We start from the raw sequence: 21,285 nt of genomic DNA, 5'->3' as shown, positions 1-21,285 counted from the left end.
CAGGTCACTGCACATCAAAGGTGACAGCCCCGAACACCATGTTGCGCAGGGTCTCGGTTGGGATTGGGGCGAAGACATCCTGGGCCTCGCGCCCGATCCGGTCAGACAGATCCAGCGGCGCATCCGTGGTGCCAAGCGCGATCAGCATTTGCCGCGTCGCGCGGGGTGGGCCGGAGCGGGCAACGGGTGCGTCAAAGACCGGAATATTGCCGTCCAGCGTGATGAACGGAGCAAGATCCTGCACCACGCCATTGTCGTCGATCACCAGCAACGTCACGAACAACCCGCCCGCGCCGATCACTCTGCCGCGCAGCGTGTCTCCGCTTTGCAGGGTCGCATTGTCGAGAGACAGGCCGATTCGGTTGGCCGGATAGCTTTCGGACTGGCGCAGCGCATCGAGAACGGCGCATTGGCGCGGATCGACGAATTCGCGGGTTTGCACCGGGGCCGGATCAAGCCCCGCAGTGATCCTGTTGGACAGATCGCCCAAGACGCTGTCATCAGCACCGACAAAGGACACCCCGGCCCCCGGCGCGCCGCCTGCGCGGCGAGGCAGGGCGAGCGTGCATTGCGGGTTTGGAACGGCACGGATGCGGCGCAAGAGCTGGCCGATGGCGATGTCAGTGTCGGTCAGGTCTTGCAGCGGGGCTGCTGCGGCAAGAGCGGACTCTTCGGTGGCACCCGTGTCTTGTTCCGGTGGCGTGTCGTCATTGAGCTCTGGTTCTACGGTGGGGGCGATAGGTTCGGGGTCAGGCAAAACCACGGCATCCACCGCGTCGTCGGTTTCGAACGGGCCAATGGTGGATGGGGCCAGAACCTCGGGTTCGGGCGCAAGCAAGGCGAGGCTGTCGGGTTCTGCCACGATTTCCGGTTGAAGCGGCGCGCCGGACCCGCCTTCGGCCAAGGGCGAGATGAAATCGTCTTCGATCAAGCTCAGGTCATCAATGCTGAGCGGTTGGTCGGCAAGCGGGGTTGGTTCTGGCTGGATCTCGGCGATTTCGGGGGTCAGCACCTCGGGTGCAACGGGCTCTGGTTCTGCCAGTTCCGGCTCTGTCAGGTCTTGGGCGACATCCGGTGTCAGAACCTCGGGGTCGGATGTGTCGGGGGCAATCGCCTCGACCGGCGTGATGTCGTCCGGCGCGACTTCTGTCTCGGGGGCGATGGCCTCGTCCATGGGTTCAGTCAGGTCGTCTGCCGGGGCGTCCGGCTCCAGCGCACTGTCATCCGGGGTGAGCGCTGCAAAGTCTTGTTCAAGTTCGGTTGTGTCAATCTCTTGCGGCAAGGTTGCGATGGCGTCGGGGGGAATGCGGTCGTCGTCAATCGGGTCGGCCTCTTCCACGATTTCGGCATCGAGGATTTCCAGGCTGACCGCAAAGGCGGCATCGAGGCTGTCGGCGGGTTGGCCTTGGGGCAGGAACACCACGGCCCCCGACATCATGAGCGCGGCCAAAGCGCCATGCGCAGCGGTGGATATACCCATGGCACCGAACCACGCTTCGGCGCGGGGGGCTGCGTGGGGCAAAAAGCTCATGGCGCGTCCCCGGTTTCCCGGTGCAGTGTGACCAGCCGGACTTCGACCGCGACAAGGTTTTCCGCCGCCAGTGTTTCCAGCAGGAACGTGGCACTAAGCCCCTGATCGGTCAGAACATTCACGCGCGGGCTGTCGATGAGCGCGGCGGCCAGAGTACCGGAGTCTATCGGGTCGCCATCCAACGTCATGCCACCATCCGCAGACACCGTAAGCAGCGGTTGGGGCAAAAGATCCAGCGGCAGGCGAGTGGTTTCCGGCAACGCGACTTCGATGCTGCGCGAGTTCAGCAGTGACCCGGTTGTGAGGAAGAAGAAGATCAGCAGCAAAACGATATTGACGATCGCCAAAGAGCTGTCGATCGGGTGGCGGACGCGCGGAGCCGGCAGGCGGGACGTCTTCATTGCGTCGCCTCGCGCGTGATCTGAACTGCATCGATATTCGCATTTTCCAATGCCTCAAGCGCAAAGGCAACGTCTTGCACGCGAGCTTCGAGCCCGACTTGCAGCACCACCTGACCGGGTTGATCCTGAGTGCCGATGGCAAGGGCAAGATCGGCCAGTTGATCCATGCCGTAGGTTTGGCCAGCGATGCGGGCGATGTCATTGCCGATTTCCCAGATCGTCGCAGCGGTGCCTGTGCTGTTGGCCTGCGACGGGCCATCACCGGCACCGGGGCCCCCGGTGTCTTCTTGTACCGCGTCGTCCGACACACTTTTGAGGGTGATAAGCGAATAGGGCGTCAGGCTTGTTGTCAGCATGAAGAAGATCAACAGCTGAAACATGGCATCGGCCAAAGGCGTCAGCGCAATCCGGTAGCGGCGGGGCCGTTCGGGAAGGGGTTGGCGTCGGGCGCTCATTGCGGACCCGGCTTACGTGTTGGAGGCGTTGGGATCGACCCGCCCATGGATCGCGGCCGACATGAGCGCTTCCATCATGTTGCGTTCCCGGTCGATGCGCGATTCAAGCCATGTGGCGATGAAGAAGGCGATCAACGCAATGATCAGGCCAAGCGCCGTTGTTGTGAGGGCGACATAAATGCCGCCGGCAAGCGCGGTTGGATCAATTGCGCCTTCGGTGACGGCCAGAACCGAGAATGCTTCGATCATGCCGATCACGGTGCCCAGAAGGCCCAGCATTGGCGCCGCCTGCACCACCATGTCGAGCGATCGCATCCGTTCGGACATGGTGGCCAGCTCGATGATGGCCGTCTGGCGGCTAAGTTCTTCGGCATAGCTGACATCGCTGGGGCGTGCCTGAATGCCGGAAAATACCGCTTGCATGATGCGGGCCAACACCGATTTGCGTTTGCCTGCGGCGCTGATCGCCTCTTCGACACGGCCATTCAGCCAATCATCAAGGATCTTTTCGGCCTCGTTGCGCTTGCCGACGCCAAGACGGGAAAACTGTGCGATTTTGTAAAGGCCGATGCCCACTGCAAAGAGCGAGAGCACCGCGAGAAATCCGTAAACACCAAAAGACGCAATTTGAAAAATGGACATGGATGCCCCGTATTGAATGACTTGTTAAAGACCGAACGCAATATCGGTCCGGGACGACACGGTCAGTTGCGACAGGCAGGCCGCGCTGTCCTCGTCAGATCCGGCCATTTTGCAGTCACTGACATCGTTCACAATGATTTCCGACATTGCCTCGCAGGCGGATGGCAGATTGTACTGCACGATACGGCGTTTGCCTGCGCTTAGCGCACCCAAAGGCAGAGCGAGCAGGTTGAGAAAAACACCGTCCGCGTCAAACACGGCCAAGCGCCACGTGACTTCCTGAAAATCCTGATCAAGACCGTTCTGGCCGAAAAACGTAACCTGGCATCCCCCTTCTGACGTTGGGGCGATGCGGTTGAGTTCCAGCGCGATCACCGGATCGGAGTCTTGTGCGGACAAGGATGTTGCCCCGAGCACAATTGCTGAAAGGGCTGACAAACAGGTTCGACGCATGGGAACCTCCTAATACAATTCATAAATTATGACTGCATTAGCGGCGGTGGGACGATTGGTGTCAACTGTAGATTAAGGAAAATCGCAGCCCGTAGGGTACGGGCGCAGGGAATTTAGCGGTAAACGCCAACCACATAGTCAGCGGAAATGATCCGGGCCTGTGTCACGCGTGGCACCTGAGAGACGATCATCGGCGCAGAGGAGGATTGCGTGGACAAAACCTGCGCGCGCGGCTTGGGCATAAAAGCCATCTGAGCAGATGTTTTCGCCGGTGCGACGACCGGGGTAACCACCAATTCATGCGGGATCGTCACAACGATGTCTGTTGTGCGCGCGGTTGGGCGCAAAGACGCGGCCGGGCTAAGATCGCTGGTGTTGACGGTACGTTCCACAATCGGGTCTTCCGATGACAAAACAGGTGTCATCACAGTCGTTGCCACCACATCCAACGCAGCCGGGACCGTTTGGGACGGCGTCACGGGCACAAATTCGGGAATCACGAAACCCGACGCTGTTTCTGCCGGACGCGGTTCTGTCAGAACGGGCGCATGCGTCACAACCGATTGATTATGAACGGTTGACAGGGCAAATCCCGAGACACCCGACATCGCAACAAGGGCGAAAGATATGATGAATGAACGTGTCATGGGATGACATATAACATAAGGTTTCCCAAATTTCATGGGGAACATGTAAGAAAAACGTTCATGACGCAGAGTTTTTGCAACAGTGCCCTTCCTTTTCGCCGATTTCGGTCGACAATCAGCCACGCTTGCGCGGCGTTTGTGCAGTTTGATGGACAAAGGGTCCGGGCAATAGGGGTTTTTATTGCCGGATTTCTGGCAGTTCCGCAGCAGGCAGAGGCCAATTTTCAGGTCTGCAACCAGACTTTGGACGTGATCAACGTTGCCATCGGGGCCTGGGATTTGGATGCTTGGGAAACCGAAGGCTGGTGGACAGTTGGTCCAAACCAATGCGCAAACGTCATTGAAGACACGCTAACGTCACGGTTTATCTATGTTTATGCGCGCGACGTATTCAACAAGTCGATGCTCGAAGGGACAACTGCGCTGTGCATTGATCCCGAGGAATTCGTGATTCGCGGGCGCGAGGATTGTCTAGTGCGCGGTCATATTGCAGCACGGTTTCACGAGGTGGACACCCGCGCATCGGAACGGTGGACGTTTTTCCTGCGGGCACCAGAGGGCTAATGCGCCGTGGGACTTGCCCCAAGGCGGCAGGACTCGTTAGACTTGTGTTGTCTTTTCAAACGCAAATTTTCTGGTGCCATGACTCAACACCGCTTCGGCCTTTTTTCCGTGATTGCCACATGTGTCGCTTGCGCGCTGCCTTTTGGGGCGTTTGCGCAGGGACTAGAGATAGAGCCGATTGTCTTTGATCCAGCTCCGGGATCGGACAGCGATGTGATCCTTGCCGCTTTGCCAACAACGGATGCGGCGCCGGTTCTGCGGGACGGGTCGGGTACCACGCGGGTGGCGGCGCTTGCCGGATCGGGGTTGCCGCAGCCGTCGTTGATACTGGGGATGATTGCGGCAGGCGAGGAAGAGGCGTTCGGGATTGAACGCCTGTTGCCCGCGACGGTGCAAGAGATCGCGTTCCCGCTGGATGATCTGACCGCGCGCAAAGCGCTGCGAGATCGGAATCCGGATTTGTTTCGGCAATTGGTCGAGGAAGGTCATGTTGACCCTGCCCCTGATCAGTTGAACCGCGTGCTTCAGGTCGAATTGCAGCGCATGAATTGCTATCGGTCTGGTATTGACGGGGCATGGGGGCCGGGATCGCGCGGGTCGGTGGCGTCCTATTTCGAAGAGCTGGAAACCGTGAGCTGGCCCGATCAGGAACCGTCGAACCCGCTGTTCCGCGCCATCCTGATCAATGGTGACGTCGAATGCCCAACCCCTGTTGTGGCCGCGCCCGCGCCTCGGGCCACACCGGCCCCCGCCCAGACAACCCGGTCGACATCGACCACACCTCGGGCAACCACCGCTGCACCGACACGCCGCGCGCAACCGGCACCCCAACCCGCCCCTCAGCCGCAGCAGCCCCGGCTGAGCATCGGTGGAAGCGGGGTCTTCCGGTAAGTGAGCGTGGACACTCCCATGCAGATCGAGGTTGATCCGCGGTTCCAAGGCACAGGTAAGGCTGTGCGCAAGCGCCGCCGCAATCGCCTGATCCGGCGGCTCGGGGGTGGCGTGGCTGTTGCGGGGCTTTTGGGTCTCATCGGTTTTTTCGCGCTGCGCAACGGGGATGGTGCGGAGCGCGCGGCGATAGATGACGGCGAAACCCTTGTTCAAAGCGAAGAGACCGCGGAAAGCGGGATCGTTCTGGCGGATGCGGCAGCCGAAGTGTTTCTGGATCTGCGCGGCGCGCCAATGATCATCAATTTGCCGGATACTGCGCAATTGGCACAGCGGCGGTTGATCCTTGATCAACCCATCCATCCCGAACGCGCCCCCGGTGGAGCCGAGATACAGGTGTTTGACGACACGTTGCTTGACGGCGTGGAGCGTGTGCAGCTTACTCTGCCATCGTCGAGCGCCGATCTGGCCGCGTTTCAGGCGCGCCGCGCCACCGCGCTTGATGTGCCGATGGGCGGGCCGGTCGTGGATGAAGACGATCTGATCGGGGTGGTGGACGAAGGTGAGGAAATCACCGTTGCCGAAAGCGACGGAAGCTGGGGCACGTTTGTTGGCGACGCAGGCGCGGCGACGCAGGTCAGCTATGTCGAGACAGTGATAGAGAACACGACCACCGAGGTGCTGAGCGTGAAATCCACCGTCCGCAAGCCACTGTTTCAAGACACGATCCTGCGCGGAGCGGCGGATACCGATCTGACCACACTTTTGTCCGAGGCGGGTGTGCAACAGGCCGAAATTGACCGCATCATAAGTTTTCTGACCCGCGAAGCGCCAAACATCGGACTAGACCCAGAAGCGCTGCTGTCCGTGGCCGAAGGTGGTTTGGTTGCCTTGCGCAAACAATATGGCGAGCCGGAAGCGGTGCTGATGCAAATGTCGATCTACAGCGCGGACAGGTATCTGTTGACCATCGCGCAACCGCGACCGGGACGGTTTGAGACGGCGGCAGACCCGTGGTTCAGCGACAATCTGCTGAACAAGGCCAACACTCTGCGCGCCGAGACCGCGTCGCAATCTGATGTGCGCTTGAAAGATGCGATCTATTCGGCGGCGCTGCGTCAGGGGGTTCCGTCCGAGCTGGTGGGGGAACTTCTGGTGATGTTGAGCCGAGTTCAGGATCTGGACCGGATCACCGGGCAAGAAGACCGTCTGCGTGTTTTGTTCACAGCCGATGACACAGGCACCGCGCCTGCGGGGCGTATTCTTTATGCGGCACTGCGGGGCCCCGAGCTTGATTTCAAATGCTACGTGCTGCGCCCCGAGGAAGACGGCGCGCCCTACGGATGTTTTAATCCCAACCGGCGTGGGCAGGGCGCCGAGGGTGGCAGTGGTCTTGGCGCGGGATATCTTGTTCCAGTGTCCGGGACCAAGACATCAGGCTTTGGGCCACGACACCATCCAATTTTGAAACGCACTGTCAATCACAATGGTGTCGATTGGGCGGCCCCGACGGGCACACCAATCAAGGCCACCGCCGCGGGACGTATTGCCGTTGCCGGTGTGGGCGGCGGCTATGGGAATGTTGTCTATATCGACCATCCCGGCGGGGTGCAGAGCCGGTATGCCCACCTGCACGAATTCGCCGCCGGTTTGCGCGTTGGTCAAGAGGTCGCGTCGGGCGAGGTGATTGGCTATGTCGGTACCACGGGGCGGTCCACCGGTCCGCACCTGCATTTCGAATTGCATGTGAACGGGCAGCCCGTTGATCCGCTGTCGATGGGTGCGGCGCGGGCCTCGGGTGCGGTGGAGGCGTTGGTCAACCAGATCATCCGCGTGGAAAGTGCAGGGAACGCGACGGCGAAGAACCCGCTGTCGACCGCGACGGGATTGGGCCAGTTCATCGAAAGCACCTGGCTGCGAATGATGCGCACCTACCGGCCTGATCTGGTGGCACGTCTGAGTCGTCAGGAATTGCTGAACCTGCGGGTTGATCCGGCGCTCAGCCGGGCGATGGTGACGAACCTTGCCCGCGAGAACGAAGCGTTCCTGCGCGCGCGGGGTCATCACATCACGGCGGGGCGTTTGTATCTTGCGCATTTCCTTGGACCTGGAGGGGCCAATACCGCGTTGCGGTCTGATCCCAATGCGACGGTGCTGTCGGTGATGGGAGCAGGGGTGGTGAACGCGAACCCGTTCCTGCGAGGACGAACTGTTGGGTGGATGACCGATTGGTCCGACCGCAAGATGCGCCCTGTGGGTCGCGGCGCAGGAACCCGCGTTGCCGAAGCCGCCCCGCCCCCGCAAGCGATGCCGGTCCCCGCGGAGGTAAAGCGTTTCAAAGAAGCGGTCGATGCTGTGGTGGCGGCACTCTGACCGCCCCCTGTCCTACAGGTCGAAATATTTGATCAACGGCAAGAGGTGGCGACCATATTCACGCCCGATATAGTCGCCGATGTCCTCTCCAAGCTTGCCCGCATCCACGAGTCGGTCGTAATACCAATCGCCCAGAAATTCGCCGAGTTCGACAAAGTTGCGTCCCGAAGAATTGCGCATCCGTTCGACCAAGGCTTCGAGCATTTGCATATCCATCTTGCCCGAGCGCACGGCCTTAATGCAGACTTCGACAATCGTAACCGCGCTGTCGACCGCATTGCCGCCATGGTCCAAAAGGTTGCCGTGGCGCAGGATTTCGAAGAAAACATTGCCATCAGACCGGCTTGCCACACCGGGGTCCAATCCCTGCCATGCGGTCACCACGGCATCCACGATGGCAACAGGAAGAACGGCGAGAGCCATGGTGCCTTTGTAAAGCTCTTTGACGCATGGGCCGTAAAGCCCTTTGTCAAAGTAGTTCTTTGCCTCCATCACGCAAAACAGGATGCCGATCCCTGCCGCGAGTGTCCCCGCGCCGCGCAGTACGCCGGCAAACCTGGGGTTCATGCCAGCCGCGGCGATGCAGCGAATGGTCTTGAGAGCGCCCTGAGATTTGGCCAGATCCCCAAGCGCCTTGCAGAAGGCCTGCGGGTTTCCGTAATTCAGATCGCTCAGGATTTTGAGACCCTTGGCGAAGTTCTGTAGCTTGCCTTCCACCAAGGCTGTCTTGAGCAGGTCAAGAATGGCATGGGCGGTCTTTTGGTCGGGCAATTCGTTCTGCACATAACAATCCAGAACGGTCTTGCAGACCTTTTCCGAAGGTTGGTCCCCGGCAAGCATCTTTTTCGTATGGACGGCATGCCATACCATATCAAAGCTGGCTTGGGCGTTAGAGGGCATGTCGAACGAAAGGGCGAGTTTTGGTGCGCCCCCGGTTCCAGCCCCGCCGGGAGACTGCGAGGGTGCGGACGTGTAATCCGCTGGCGCCATCGACATACCAGCCCATTTGCCTTCTGAGGCTGGGTTGTTGAGCGCGCTTTGGGTTTTGCCACGCGGATCGATCCGACCATCGGGATATGTAAAGCCCAACACGCAGCGTTGAAAATCACGGATCGTACCTTCGGTCTTTTTGCCCGACACCCCATCAACCGTGAGGGCAAGGCGGGGCGGATTCATATGAGCGTTCAACTGGCGTTGTACGGCCCGAACGTCGTCTGGTTTGTTGTCCCCCTTAGCCCCCACACTGCCAAGAAGGTTGATTGTCATGTTGATCGGCATGCACCGTCTCCTGAAAAAGCGAGTTTATCCAAATGCGTATTCAAAAGTTCCGTCGTTCAATGTGATGGTCACAGACGAAAAGTCTTCGCCCGAGACCATCCGCTCAAGAACCCTGCGGGACATGTCCGGCAAGATCGAATTGGTGATGATGTTGTCGATCATGCGGCCGCCGCTGTCGGGATCTTTGCACTGTTCGGTGATGTGGTCGAGCACATCCTCCCCGTAAACCAGGTCAGCATTGTGCGAGCTGCGCAGACGTTTGGCGACCGATCTCAGCTTGAGCTTTGTGATATCGGCCAGTGCCTGTTTGCCCAGTGGGTAATAAGGGATCGAGACAAGACGCCCGATCAGGGCAGGCGGGAACACGTCAAGCTGATACGGGCGCAGGGCTGCGGCGAGTTCATCGACATCCGGCGTGCTTTCGCCCGCTTCGGCCATGTGCATGATCACCTCTGTGCCAACGTTCGATGTGAGCAGGATGAGCGTGTTCTTGAAATTGATCGGCCTGCCGTTGCCGTCTTCCATGATACCCTTGTCGAAGACCTGAAAGAACAGTTCGTGAATATCGGGGTGCGCTTTTTCGATCTCGTCCAGCAGGACAACGGAATAGGGTTTGCGCCGCACTGCTTCGGTCAGGCGTCCGCCTTCGCCATATCCGACATATCCCGGAGGCGCGCCTTTGAGCAGGGACACGCTATGGGCTTCTTGGAATTCGGACATATTGATCGTGATGATATTCTGTTCACCACCGTACAGGGCTTCGGCGAGTGCCAGCGCGGTTTCGGTTTTGCCCACACCGGACGGACCGCACAGCATGAACACACCGATGGGTTTGTCGGGGTTGGCAAGGCCCGCGCGGCTGGTTTCGATCCGTTTGGCGATGGTTTTGAGCCCGTGATCCTGACCGATCACGCGTTCCTGCAAGCGATCGGCAAGGGTCAGAACCGCGCTGAGTTCGTCCTGCACCATGCGACCTGCCGGGATGCCGGTCCAATCGGAAATGACTGACGCAACGGATTGCGCGTCAACATGGGCATAGACCATGCGGTCATCCGGGTTGCCGCCTTCGAGCTCGGCCATCTTGGCGGCCATGGCGCTGCGCAGCGCGTCTGGATCAAGGTCCGTTTCCGCCTCGGCATCCTGCGTGGACTGGTGCGCCTCGTCTTCGGGGCGGGCATCGGCCACGTCTTGCACCGCACCGCCAATTTCCTTGGCCAGCTGTTTGCGCAGGGCCAGCACCTCGTCCACCAGCGCCTTTTCATGCGCGTATTTCTCTTCGAGTTCCGCCAGTTCCGCTTCGAGTTTGGTTTTCTCCTCCTCGGCTTCGATCAGACGGTCTTCGTCGGTTTCACCCAGATCCCGTTCTGCGATCTTGCTTTCGATTTCCTTGGCCAGCGCGTTGATCGACTGGTTGAGATCGCCAATTCGCGCAGGTGTGCTGGATTGCGACACCGCGACCCGCGCACAGGCGGTATCAAGCAAGGACACCGCTTTGTCCGGCAATTGCCGCGCCGGGATATAGCGGGCGGACAGGTTCACAGCGGCCACAATCGCCTCGTCCGAGATGCGCACATTATGGTGCGCCTCCATCGGACCAAGGATGCCGCGCAGCATGAAGCAGCAGCGGTCGTTGTCCGGCTCGTCCACATTGACGGGTTGAAAGCGGCGGGTCAGGGCGGGGTCTTTTTCAAAGTAGTTGCGGTATTCCGACCAGGTGGTTGCCGCGATGGTCCTTAGAGTGCCGCGCGCGAGGGCCGGTTTCAGGAGGTTCGCCGCATCACCCGTGCCTTGGGCCCCGCCTGCCCCGATCAGAGTGTGGGCTTCGTCGATAAACAGGATGATGGGCGTGGGCGAGGATTGCACCTCGTCGATCACCGATTTCAGGCGTTGTTCAAATTCACCCTTCATCGACGCACCGGCCTGCATGGATTGGATGTCCAGCTCAAACAGCTTGGTCCCCTTGAGGATGGGCGGCACGTCCCCGGCGGCAAGGCGTTGGGCAAAGCCTTCGACCACGGCGGTTTTACCAACACCGGCCTCGCCCGTAAGGATCGGGTTGTTCTGACGGCGGCGCAGCAGCACATCAACGATCTGCCGGATTTCATCGTCTCGCCCGACGATCTGGTCCATCGTTGCAGCGGCGGCGGTCATGTCCTTGGCGAAACGTCCAAGCGCAGTGCTGGCGCCCGGTCCATCGCCCGCTTCGCCTGACGCGGGCGATCCGAGACCCGACCCGTCCATCGGGCGCATGTCTTCTTCTTCGCTGTCGGAAAACAGCGAGGCAGCTTCCTTGGCCAATTGATCACCGGACAGATCGCCGAGGATCGGGGACAGGCGCGACAGCACGCGGCGCTGTTCCGAACTGGACAACAACGCGACAAGCGCATGGCTCGACCGCACCTGAACTTCTCCAAAGAGCAGCGTCGCATAAACCCAACCGTTCTTGAGAACATTTGCCATGCTGTCGGAAATCGCGGGCACTTCGGTCACGTTCTTATCGAGCCGCCCAAGCGCGTTGGTCAGATCGGTGAGAACCTGCCCCCGGTCCAGAGACAGGGCGCGCAGCATGACAGAGATGTCACTGTGTTGGTTTGACACGATGTGGTAAAGCCAGTGCAGAACATCGACATGGCGGTGGCCTTCGGATCGCGCGAGGCTCATCGCTTTGATAAACGCATCATAGCCTGTCCGGTTCAGTTTTCCGGCGTATTTTTCGACCTGAATCTCAGCAACCATGTCGTGTCCCCTTCGTAAAAATGCTTTTATGCGTCAGAATAAATATGAAATTGTGCCGCCTGAATGAGCTTTGAATTTGCCTCTGTGGCTGGGATGGGCAGGGCGCTTGTCCAGCCCAGCTGTGACCCTGACCCAAGCTGCGTTGGTTTGACCTGATCCTTGGGAATCCACAGGGCCACGTCGATGGCAAAGAATCCCCCCAGATACCCCAGCACCAGATCCGCCAGTTGCGCCTGCTTTTCACGGCCCGGCAGAAACGCCTCGTAATCGGCAAGAGTTGGGCATTCGACATGGATGATAATTTTTTCACCAATCGACGGCGTGCGCGAACCCATCCGCAGATCGCGGCCAAGAGACATACCCTGAAGCCCCATTTGCGACCGATCTTCGTGCGGGAAGTTCAGCCAGCTGAACACAAATTCCTCGATCCGGATCGGAATCCCGAAATGCGCGCGCAGCACTTGGCGCAGTTTGACAGGGCTACGCACCCGACCGGCCAACCCGGCGGAATAGCGAAGGCGGGTGACATCATCGATTGGGCTTACATCGTCATAAGACCGATGCGCATCGCCGGTCAGGGCGCGCAGGTAGCGCGGGAAATTCCCACCCGAGGGGTGGTCGAATTGCGTGATGGGGCGCGCATCAGACCAGCTTCGGTAGAACAATTGTTGAAACCGGGCGACCAGCATATCGGCAAAGCGCACAAAGCTGGTGTCGCCATTGCGCGCCCAGTGATCAACCTCGCGGCTGAGCGCGAGTGGCAGGGGGCCAAATGGGCCAAAGAACCCCAGAAACTTGGGGCGCACACGCGGTGGGGTAACGGTCAGATCTGCCACAGACAGATCTTCGCGTGCGAACCCAAGATAGGGGTCTTGCCCCATATCCGCGATTTCGTCCTTGATCCGAAGGTTCTGGCCGACCCGTGGCTTTGACGTGGCGCGCCGTTCAAGGTGCCGCATCACCGACAAAAACCCCCAGCCCCCTGTATTAGGCGCATCGGGCGGTTTTGGTTTGACGCGGCGCGCCGTCATAGGAGCGGCCCTGATCCACCGCGCGGTGGCCATTGCTTGACCCGCTGGCCCTTGCTGTTGGCAAGCACGCATTGGGTAAAGGTGTTCACGGCTGCATAATCGGCAAGGAACCGGTCAAGAACCGCACCAAGGCTGACCATGGTGGCGGTGTCCATTTTGGCCTCGTCAAAGGTCAGTGTGATCTCCAGCCCGCGGGTGGGATGGTAGCCATCCGGGCGTTTGATCGTTCGCGTGATCGGTTGCGAAGCGATGTCGGTCAGCGCCATGATCTGTGCTTCGGTGAGTTGATCGGACACATCCGAGAACAGCCGTAACACTTCGCGGATCGCATCCACATTGCCTTTGCCATCGGTGCCGAGAAACCCACGATAGCTGAGCGACAGGAAGGCAATCAGACGCCAGTAATTGTCACCCGATTGCATCCGGTGCGGCGCGTCGGATTCAATCTCGGCCACCGCATCGCGTGGGGTTGACGGCGTGCACACGCATTTGAACTTGACCATCCGATCGTCAATGAGGTGATATGTGCCCTCCGCCAAGGGCAATATCTCGGTCAAGTGACGGTTGGAACACAGCGTGGTGACAAAGAGCAACCCAGCGGGCGTTTCCGTTGGAGGCTCAAAAAAGGTGATCCACGTCTCGGTGCCCTCGTAGCGATGCCGCGTCCCGCCCATGCGCCGTTCTTGGGGTGACAGCGCGCGGCGCTGGCGTTCACTTGTAAAATAGAGCGTCTGGCGCGCGGGTTTGTTTCCGCTTGGCAGAGCATAAAGCGGGTCCGCCGGAACCTTGTCGCGCATCCCGTCATATTGCGCGCGCACGCGGGTGACGCGGTGCACTTCGAAATGCGTGGCGGGAGACCGGTTGGGCGACACAAGATAGCGGTGATGCTTTTGGTCCAGCGTAACCGGCTTTGCCTCTTCTTCAAACAGGTTCACCACCGGTGCGCAAAACAGGCGCAGATTGTCGGGGTTGAAATGGGTGCTCAGGTGGCTGTGGGCCTTTTCGAATTCGAAGATCACCTGCACCCTGCGGGTCGGGATGCCGCGCAGAAGTTTGTCCAGCCCCATCAGCCGCAGCCCCATGAATTTGCGCGTATAGGCAAAATATTCCAGCAGGGTCGAGGAGCCGGGAAATTGCCGGTCGTCCCGCCCAAACAACGGTGCATCAGGATCAAACCCGACCTGTTCCACCGCCTCTGGCGGAAGGCGTCGAAAGATCGGAGTGCCCATTTTGTCTTCCCAGCGCAGCGTCACACGCCAGCAATTTGCGAAAATCTGCTCATAAAGCGCGCTCGCTTCGCGGATTGGGCCGGTGAAGTGGATGGGCAAATTGACGAGCTTCAGCGCGTCGATCCCGCCTTTGGCCGTGGCTTCCAGCGTGATCGACAGTCCCGCCGCCGTGGCACGGGTGCCAGATCGATCTGCGGCAACACCGTCAAGGCCCAGGCCGCTGATCAGCGTGGGTGTTGAATAATACTCGGACGTCGAAATCTTGATTGGCCAGAATTCCAATGGTTCCGCCAGTCGGAACCGGCAGGCCACGCGGCGGGATGCCTCGCTGAACATACCTTCGATGCTGTCCCCGATCTCGAACCGGCGTCCGTCCTTGAGGTCATCGGCTTTGCCCGGCGGCATACCCTGGACCATCATTGCGCAGGGCAGCGGGGCGGTCATGTCTGGGCAGATCTGTTCGAGCAATTCATTCGAAAACGTGCGGAACTGCTGGTCGATATTGAGCTGCACCCGCGCCGCCAGAAATGCCGAGCCTTCAAGCAGGCCGGCGATTGACGGGTCAAGATTCTCTTCAAGCAACCCACCCAGCCGGTCGGCCATCCCGGGATAGTCCAGCGCAAAGGCGGCGGCCCGTTCCTTGAGCAGGACAAGCTCGCGTTCGTAGGCTGTTTTGAGGGCTTCTTTCATCTGTCAGATCCGTTTCGACGCAAGGATCACCTTGCCCGCGCCCACATCGACATCCGCCATGAATTCCACCGGAATGTCCGCTGGATCGGCAATCAGGTCTGCGGTGACCTGCACCGCGACGCGCTGGTTTTCTTCGTCTTTGACCAGCAACACCTGCACTACGATGCTTTCGGGGACCAACCGGGGTTCGTGATCCTTGAGGGATTGTTTGATCGACTTGGAAATTTCGGCACTGGTGATCTGTTGCCGGGACAGGTTCGACAAATCCTGAAACCCGTAATTCAGCACCGAGCGCGCCACTTCTGGAGTGTCTTCAAGCGGGATGATGGCATCAAGGCGGATACTGTTCATCAGTGTAGAAAGGTGCGCACGGACGTGATCGCGCAGGGTTTCTTCATCAACGCCCTGCCTCCGTGCCTTGGACCGGGCCGAGACAACAGCAACCGTGCTTTGTCCCCCGCGTTCTGACACGGAGGCAGATCCCTTTCGTGCATCCTTTTCCTGAAAGGATTGCCGGAAGACATCAATAAGTGAGATCCGCGACCGATCAGCCACCCGGCGGCTGCTCCGTCGCCGAGCCTCAGGCGTGGGCGAAGGTCTGGTGGCCATGGTTTTGGTCAATCAAAGAGAAAAGCTCCGGCACAGGATATGCGCCGGAGCGATGTTCAGGCCTGAGATCAGACCTTGACGTTTTTCGCGATATCAAACCCAGCTTGACCCTGCGGGCCTTTGCTGCCGTCGTTTTTCTGCGACGTGTAGATGACTTCATATTTCGCGAAGTTCAGTCCCACCGTTTCCATAACACGATCAAGACCATCGCCGGACCCGCCTGTCTGGTAGGACGAAACGATGATGTCGGTCATTTTGATGACAAGATAGTCGAGCGGCGTTGCACCGGCCTTGCGAACGGTCAGTTCGCCAGACGCGATATGCTCACCCGAGGCACAGAACTTGAGCAGTTCATGTGTTGCCATATCGACGTATTTTGTGACGCTCATGTCGTGAACGTTCACCTTGCCCGAGCCGCCACCCGGCCCAAGATGTGTCGTTCCGGACTGGGTCATGCCCCAGTTCCACTGGAGCACGTCAATCGTGCCAGCCAGCTTATCGTCGACGGATTCGCCTTTAATCTTGTCAAGTTTTAGAAAAAAATCGACAGCCATTTTCTGTCTCCTTCGTTAATGATTTTTGGTTACTTGGGTGGCGGAATTTTGGAAATCAGGCTCATCCCGATATCCATACCTTCCATCTGGAAGTGCGGTTTGAGGTAGAACTTACCGGAATAATACCCCGGATTCAGCTCGTCCTCCATAACTTCAACCCGCGCATCGGCAAGCGGCTTTCTTGCCTTCTCACGCTCGTCGGCATTGTCAGGGTTGAGGGTCACGTATTGATCAATCCACTCCTGAAGGTTCTTGCGGATTTGTTCCTTTGAAGCGCTCGATCCGATCTGGTCGCGGATCATGGCCTTCAGGTAGTGACTGAACCGGGAAACAGCGAACATATAGGGCAAACGCGAAGACATGTTGTCCGAAGCCGTAGCCAGCGGATCAACGTATTTCTTCGGCTTGTACAACGATTGGCCGCCAAGAAAGACAGCCTTGTCGGTATTCTGGCGATGCACCAGCCCAAGCAAACCGACTTTTGACAACTCGCCTTCACGGCGGTCGTCGATGGACACTTCGGTCGGACATTTCAGGTCTTTCTCGCCCGAGCCCGTATCGAAGTGATGGGTGGGAAGTTTAATGACTTCGCCCCCTGACTGAACGCCACGAATACGCACGGTCCAGCCATATTCCTTGAACGCCCGGTTGATGTTGACGGCCATCGCATGTGCCGCGTTCATCCAAGAATATTTCTCGCCACCGTGACCATCGGTGTTTTCGGTGAAATCGAATTCATCAACGGTCATCGCGCTGTCGGGGCCGTAGGGTTCACGGGCCAAAACGCGTGGCATGGTCAGGCCAAGGAAGCGCGCGTTTTCACTATCCCGCAGACTGTTCCAGCCAGCATAATCCGACGCGGTGAACAGGTCTTCGATGTCGGGCGGATTAGCCAGATCGTTCCAGCTGTCCAGCCCAAGAAGACGCGGACCGGCAGCCGAGATAAACGGCGCAAGTGACGCTTCGCAGATCTTGGACATTGATGACAGCAGCGTCACGTCTGCCGACGAATGGTCAAAGTAGTAGTCACCGACGATGGCCCCCATCGGGTCCCCGCCAAGCGTGCCGATCTTGCGTTCATAGATCTGACGATAGAGCGGCGACCGGTCCCATTTGGCACCCGGATACCGCTTCATCATGCCTGCCAGTTCCTTTTTCGAGGCGTTCAGCACCTCGACCCGGAGGGACGCGCCGGTTTCGGAATTGTTGACGGTATAGGCCAGACCGCGCCACGCACTTTCCAGCGTTTGGAATTCTTCGTTGTGCAGGACTTCGTTGATCTGCGCGCTCAGCTGCTGGTCGAGACCGGCAATCATGGCTTGCAACGTGTCGATCACATCATCGTCGATCAGGCTTTGATCTGCGACCGCCGCTTGCACCACGGTGGCCAGTGCGTTGTCGATTGCCTTTTCAGCAATCTCGGTCGTTGGATTGATCGTCTGCTTGAGGATCGAGGAAAAATCTTCGAGTTCGCTCAGTGCACCACCGGACTCTGGTGATGTGACTTGTGCTTTTTCTGCCATTGGCTATCCCCCTGTCAGAGTATTCATTGCGCCCAATGGCGATTTATTCGGACTTTTCCGTTGACCCTGCTGCCGCTTCCGCCGCGGCGCGTGCCGCGTCGGTTTCAGCTTTGGCCTGTGCAGCCAAAACCTTGAGACGTTCAGGATCACTCAGCAGTTCTTTGATCTGCGCCGCCGCTTTGGGTTTGGACGTCATGTAAAGCATCAGGTCGGCCAATTGCTTGCGCGCTTCGAGAAGTTCATTCAGCGCCGGAACCTGACGCGCAATCGCAGCCGGTTCAAAATCTTCCATGGAATTGAACCGCAGATTCATGCCCATTTTCTGGCCGTCACCGTTCTTGAGCTTGTTGTCGACGGTGAAGGACAGACCGGGTTGAACCTTTTCGCGCATGAAGCTGTCAAGCGTGGTGTTCGTCACCTTTTCGAACTCGCGGTCTTCAACTGGTGCTTTTTCTTTGCCGGGTGTGTTGCCCGACAAATCGCTCATCACGCCCATGACGAAAGGCAGCTCTACTTCTTTCTGAGAGTCGATGGGGTCTGTGTATGAAATGTGTACCCGAGGCGGGCGATTGCGACGAATATGTCCTGATCCAGTATCTGAAGCCATGATAATATCCTCTTTAAATTACCGTAAGGGAACGCGGTGACGTTCGCCTTGTCAATGATTCAGTGCTTTAAATGTCGTCTTACACACTTAATCTTGCACCGGAATAATCTCCTTTAGCAAGGCCTCAAAATCCTGCCCCATGTACAATCTTGCGCGGTTCAGAAGGACGGGGATGGGTGAAGATCTTTCCACAGCGCGGAAAAATGTCTCGACCGCTTGTATTTGGGCGGCGGCCTCGGTCGGGGTTTGAACCCGGTAAAATGCAGGTCGGTCGGGTACGGATTGCGGGGCAGTCGGAGGAGGCGGCGCAGGGCTTAGTTCAGGTGGAGCCTCTTGCACAGGCACTTCTTGCGCAACGTCTTCGTCGTCCGGCGTGCCCTGATCTTCGGTCACATCATCCGACATGGCGGGATCATCAACGATCTCTTCAGGCACCGTCTCGTCTTGCGGGGTTTCGGCCACTTCGGGTTCCGGGTCAGGTTCGGCTTGCGGCCAGTCGGGCTCTGATGCCGCTTCGGCTTCGGGATATTCGTCAATCTGGACCTGGTCGGCCAGTTCGCGCAGTTTGCCGAACGACATCTGGAACCCAAAATCGGAAAGAAACGACACCTTTGCGTCGGGTGCGGTGTTTGGCATCAGCGATTCAAAGGCATCAACAAGATTTCGACCGATCAAGATACGCGCCTGCGTCACCATCAAAACCGCCGCAGAAGAGGGTTCGTTTTTGCCAAAATAGGTCTCGACCCCGATCAGCCGCAACCGCGCGTCATCATGATCCAGCACCTCGGTCACGGGTTTGGTGTAAACGGTTGTCCCACCGCCCGAATTTGAGACCACCGCATCCGCCCCGACGGGTGCAGCATCCTCGGCGTCGGACAGGCTTTTCAACTTAGGTTGCGCTTCGGACAGTATTTTCAGAACCGCATCGATCTCGGTCGTCAGCGGATCAATCTGGACGGTGTGCGGAGTGTCATGCGCAAGACAGGCATTGGCGATCCGTGAGAGTGCGTCCTTGAACGCGTGTAGTTGCTCGTGGACCAGTGCCGTTGCTTCACCCTCTGCCGACAGCGCTCCGAGAAGCGCATCCACCGTCAGGTCGTCTTCGCCGTCATGCGGGCGAAAGTCGCCCCGTGCCACGCGCAGTTTGCGCAAGGATGTGCCGCTTGAGGCCAGGTCCAGATAGCGCAGCGGCAGGATCATCGCACCCATCTGGGCGAGATCGTTCAAGGCATCGGCCCTGTCCCGCGCGCTGCCATCGACAACCGGGTGGGCTTCGTTCGGCATTGTTTCAAGCAAAGACGCCAGACCGCCCACACTGTCGACAACGGCCCCAAGATTGCCCGCCAACATGCTCCATTGCGCGCGAAGGGTCAGCAGCCGCACATCCCGCGTGCGACTTAGAAGGCCGTCAATCGTCTTGAGTTCCGCACTGAGCTTGACATCGCTCGGATCGAAAATCTGGTCTGGCGTCTTATTGCCATTGGACGTTTCAATTCCCAGCTTGACGTAATCATCCGCTTCGGGAAGCCGCGCGACGGCGTCAAAATAGTAGTCCGAAAACGTCGGATCGTCGTCTTCCCAAAGATCGGGGCCAGCCGGAGCATCGTCGCTGATCTGTGCTGTAATCCAGTCCAAGGTCATTCGTTCGTCCCAGTCTTTCGCGGTTTACTTCAACTTGCGTAACGCGTCGCTGTAATGGCGCGAAAAGGCCTTTATGAAGGCATCAAGCATCCCGTTCTCGCCTTGTGCGGCGCGTTCTTCCCAGCGTTTGGAAAACGTGTCCCAACGCTTGCGTCCGCCCTGACCAAGCATGCCCTTGCCGGCCTCTTCCTCGATTTCATCGGGGGACAGGCCATCAAGCATTTCCGCCAGCGCAGGTTGAACGGCTGCGATCACTGCGGCCTGATGCCTGCGGATATCGTTCAGCGCGTTTTCGAACCCGTCAGACCCGGTCAGATATCCGTCGCGCGGCTTCAGGAACAGCGCCTCGAATGCCTGATCGCTGTCGGCCATGAATTTCATCGGGTTGTTGCCGGTCGCCACCCGCATGGTGCGATCTTCGTTCGACACGAACAGTTTGACCGCTGCGCGGTCCTGCAACATCCGCATCAGTTCATTCGTGCTCATCCGCGCCATCCGGCCAAGCATACGGCCCAGATCCTCTGGGGGTATGGTCATTCGATTGGGGTCATCTATTCCCGCGCCCTGCATGAACCCTTTGATGAACGCATCCGCCTGTGCGCTTTGCGGATAGGCTGGCGTCGGGGCGGGTGCGTGGTGGCCATCGTCGAAAAAGCTTTCGCCAAGTCCCCGCATGCCTGACACTTCGGGCGCAACCGGTGGCAAGGGCATAGGCGCATGTGCGGCAACCGGGGGCGGCGGCGGCGCGTATGCAGGCGGCACAACCGGGGGAGGCGGCGTAGGGTCTGCCCGCATCGCTGGCGGAATCGACACCCCGGTGCCCGAAGGCCGCTGCGGCGTTGGTTGAGAGTCGGCGGGGTGTGCAGTCACAGGTGGTCTGGAGATCCCACCAGGGCTTTGTTGGTTCTGGAAACGTGAAAAATCTGGTGCCTGTGTAAGACTACGGCCCGGAGCAGATGCGCCGGGATGCAGGATGTTGGCCGCAGGTGGTTTTTGAACCGATTCCTTGCCCCCTTTGGGTGTTGCGATATCGCCCCAGACATCTTCGAACTCGTCCTCGACAACGGGCGGTTCCGGCGCGGGAGGCGGAGCTTCGACCTCTGCGTCGATCTTGGCCAGGATGATATAGTGCCCAACTGTAAAACGGTGCCCGTCCTTGATCTCGTGCGGGCCTTCAAGTCGGTAGCGTTCGCCCTGAAGAAAGGTGCCGTTGCTGGACACATCTGTCAGCAGATACCGGCCGCGTTCAAAGCTGACATCGAAATGATGCCCAGAGATATGACGAGTGGGATCTGGCAACACCCAATCATTGCCAGGCTTGCGCCCGACCTGAGCGTTCTTGCCCCTCAGCGTGATCGAAACCGGTCCCCCGGTTTCAAGTGTCGCATGATTCTCGATCCGTAACGTCAGTATGTCCATGTCTGCCTTGGAGC

General features: G+C 58.9%; 19 protein-coding genes. 3 read left to right on the top strand and 16 right to left on the bottom strand.

What is annotated here, in order from left to right; genetic code table 11:
• Positions 1-4: 4 nt before the first annotated feature.
• The 6 genes from ACSHXH_RS06385 to ACSHXH_RS06360 form a co-directional block, all read right to left on the bottom strand.
• Positions 5-1,531, bottom strand: a complete 1,527-nt coding sequence (locus ACSHXH_RS06385) for a hypothetical protein (RefSeq protein ID WP_435670939.1) — start codon at positions 1,529-1,531, stop codon at positions 5-7.
• On the bottom strand, positions 1,528-1,932 hold the full coding sequence (locus ACSHXH_RS06380; protein ID WP_435670938.1) for an ExbD/TolR family protein: 405 nt from the start codon (positions 1,930-1,932) through the stop codon (positions 1,528-1,530). The genes ACSHXH_RS06385 and ACSHXH_RS06380 overlap by 4 nt, the downstream gene beginning before the upstream one ends.
• Positions 1,929-2,387, bottom strand: a complete 459-nt coding sequence (locus ACSHXH_RS06375) for an ExbD/TolR family protein (RefSeq protein WP_435670937.1) — start codon at positions 2,385-2,387, stop codon at positions 1,929-1,931. Before ACSHXH_RS06375 ends, ACSHXH_RS06380 begins: the two co-directional genes overlap by 4 nt.
• 12 nt (positions 2,388-2,399) lie before the next feature.
• Positions 2,400-3,029, bottom strand: a complete 630-nt coding sequence (locus ACSHXH_RS06370) for a MotA/TolQ/ExbB proton channel family protein (protein ID WP_435670936.1) — start codon at positions 3,027-3,029, stop codon at positions 2,400-2,402.
• 24 nt (positions 3,030-3,053) lie between these two features.
• A complete protein-coding gene (locus ACSHXH_RS06365; protein WP_435670935.1) occupies positions 3,054-3,482 on the bottom strand; it encodes a hypothetical protein in 429 nt (142 codons plus the stop codon).
• A 113-nt stretch (positions 3,483-3,595) separates the two neighbouring features.
• Positions 3,596-4,129 (bottom strand): hypothetical protein, encoded by a 534-nt coding sequence (locus ACSHXH_RS06360; RefSeq protein ID WP_435670934.1) that lies wholly within the window; start codon positions 4,127-4,129, stop codon positions 3,596-3,598.
• Positions 4,130-4,132: 3 nt separating this feature from the next.
• On the opposite strand from ACSHXH_RS06360, the gene ACSHXH_RS06355 reads away from it, so the two are divergent.
• The 3 genes from ACSHXH_RS06355 (at position 4,133) to ACSHXH_RS06345 (ending at position 7,954) form a co-directional block, all read left to right on the top strand.
• Entirely contained in the window at positions 4,133-4,693 is a 561-nt protein-coding gene (locus ACSHXH_RS06355; protein ID WP_435670933.1) for a DUF1036 domain-containing protein, read from the top strand.
• A gap of 78 nt (positions 4,694-4,771) precedes the next feature.
• Entirely contained in the window at positions 4,772-5,584 is an 813-nt protein-coding gene (locus ACSHXH_RS06350) for a hypothetical protein (protein WP_435670932.1), read from the top strand.
• A gap of 18 nt (positions 5,585-5,602) precedes the next feature.
• Complete coding sequence (locus tag ACSHXH_RS06345; protein ID WP_435670931.1) at positions 5,603-7,954, top strand: peptidoglycan DD-metalloendopeptidase family protein; 2,352 nt, start codon at positions 5,603-5,605, stop codon at positions 7,952-7,954.
• Between the two features lie 12 nt (positions 7,955-7,966).
• On the opposite strand, the gene ACSHXH_RS06340 is transcribed toward ACSHXH_RS06345, so the two are convergent.
• The 10 genes from ACSHXH_RS06340 to tagH form a co-directional block, all read right to left on the bottom strand.
• On the bottom strand, positions 7,967-9,232 hold the full coding sequence (locus tag ACSHXH_RS06340; RefSeq protein WP_435670930.1) for a peptidoglycan-binding domain-containing protein: 1,266 nt from the start codon (positions 9,230-9,232) through the stop codon (positions 7,967-7,969).
• A 24-nt stretch (positions 9,233-9,256) separates the two neighbouring features.
• Entirely contained in the window at positions 9,257-11,968 is a 2,712-nt protein-coding gene (gene tssH, locus ACSHXH_RS06335; RefSeq protein WP_435670929.1) for a type VI secretion system ATPase TssH, read from the bottom strand.
• 26 nt (positions 11,969-11,994) lie between these two features.
• Positions 11,995-12,999, bottom strand: coding sequence for a type VI secretion system baseplate subunit TssG (gene tssG, locus ACSHXH_RS06330; protein WP_435670928.1), 1,005 nt, complete (start codon positions 12,997-12,999; stop codon positions 11,995-11,997).
• A complete protein-coding gene (gene tssF / locus ACSHXH_RS06325; protein WP_435670927.1) occupies positions 12,996-14,918 on the bottom strand; it encodes a type VI secretion system baseplate subunit TssF in 1,923 nt (640 codons plus the stop codon). Before tssF ends, tssG begins: the two co-directional genes overlap by 4 nt.
• Positions 14,919-14,921: 3 nt before the next feature.
• Positions 14,922-15,527: a type VI secretion system baseplate subunit TssE gene (gene tssE, locus ACSHXH_RS06320; protein ID WP_435670926.1), complete on the bottom strand. Its 606-nt coding sequence runs from the start codon at positions 15,525-15,527 to the stop codon at positions 14,922-14,924.
• Between the two features lie 68 nt (positions 15,528-15,595).
• Entirely contained in the window at positions 15,596-16,081 is a 486-nt protein-coding gene (locus ACSHXH_RS06315) for an Hcp family type VI secretion system effector (RefSeq protein WP_435670925.1), read from the bottom strand.
• A 29-nt stretch (positions 16,082-16,110) separates the two neighbouring features.
• Entirely contained in the window at positions 16,111-17,604 is a 1,494-nt protein-coding gene (gene tssC, locus ACSHXH_RS06310; RefSeq protein ID WP_435670924.1) for a type VI secretion system contractile sheath large subunit, read from the bottom strand.
• Between the two features lie 43 nt (positions 17,605-17,647).
• Positions 17,648-18,211: a type VI secretion system contractile sheath small subunit gene (tssB, locus tag ACSHXH_RS06305; RefSeq protein WP_435670923.1), complete on the bottom strand. Its 564-nt coding sequence runs from the start codon at positions 18,209-18,211 to the stop codon at positions 17,648-17,650.
• A gap of 87 nt (positions 18,212-18,298) precedes the next feature.
• Complete coding sequence (locus ACSHXH_RS06300; RefSeq protein ID WP_435670922.1) at positions 18,299-19,852, bottom strand: type VI secretion system ImpA family N-terminal domain-containing protein; 1,554 nt, start codon at positions 19,850-19,852, stop codon at positions 18,299-18,301.
• Between the two features lie 24 nt (positions 19,853-19,876).
• The gene (gene tagH, locus ACSHXH_RS06295) at positions 19,877-21,271 is read right to left on the bottom strand and encodes a type VI secretion system-associated FHA domain protein TagH (RefSeq protein ID WP_435670921.1); all 1,395 of its coding nucleotides are present in this window, start codon (positions 21,269-21,271) and stop codon (positions 19,877-19,879) included.
• Positions 21,272-21,285: the final 14 nt, after the last annotated feature.

Origin of the sequence: Marivita sp. (genome assembly GCF_051251565.1) — a bacterium.
Taxonomy (GTDB): domain Bacteria; phylum Pseudomonadota; class Alphaproteobacteria; order Rhodobacterales; family Rhodobacteraceae; genus Marivita.
The sequence above is the reverse complement of the archived record's forward strand: the minus strand, read 5'-3'. Positions and strand labels throughout refer to the sequence as shown.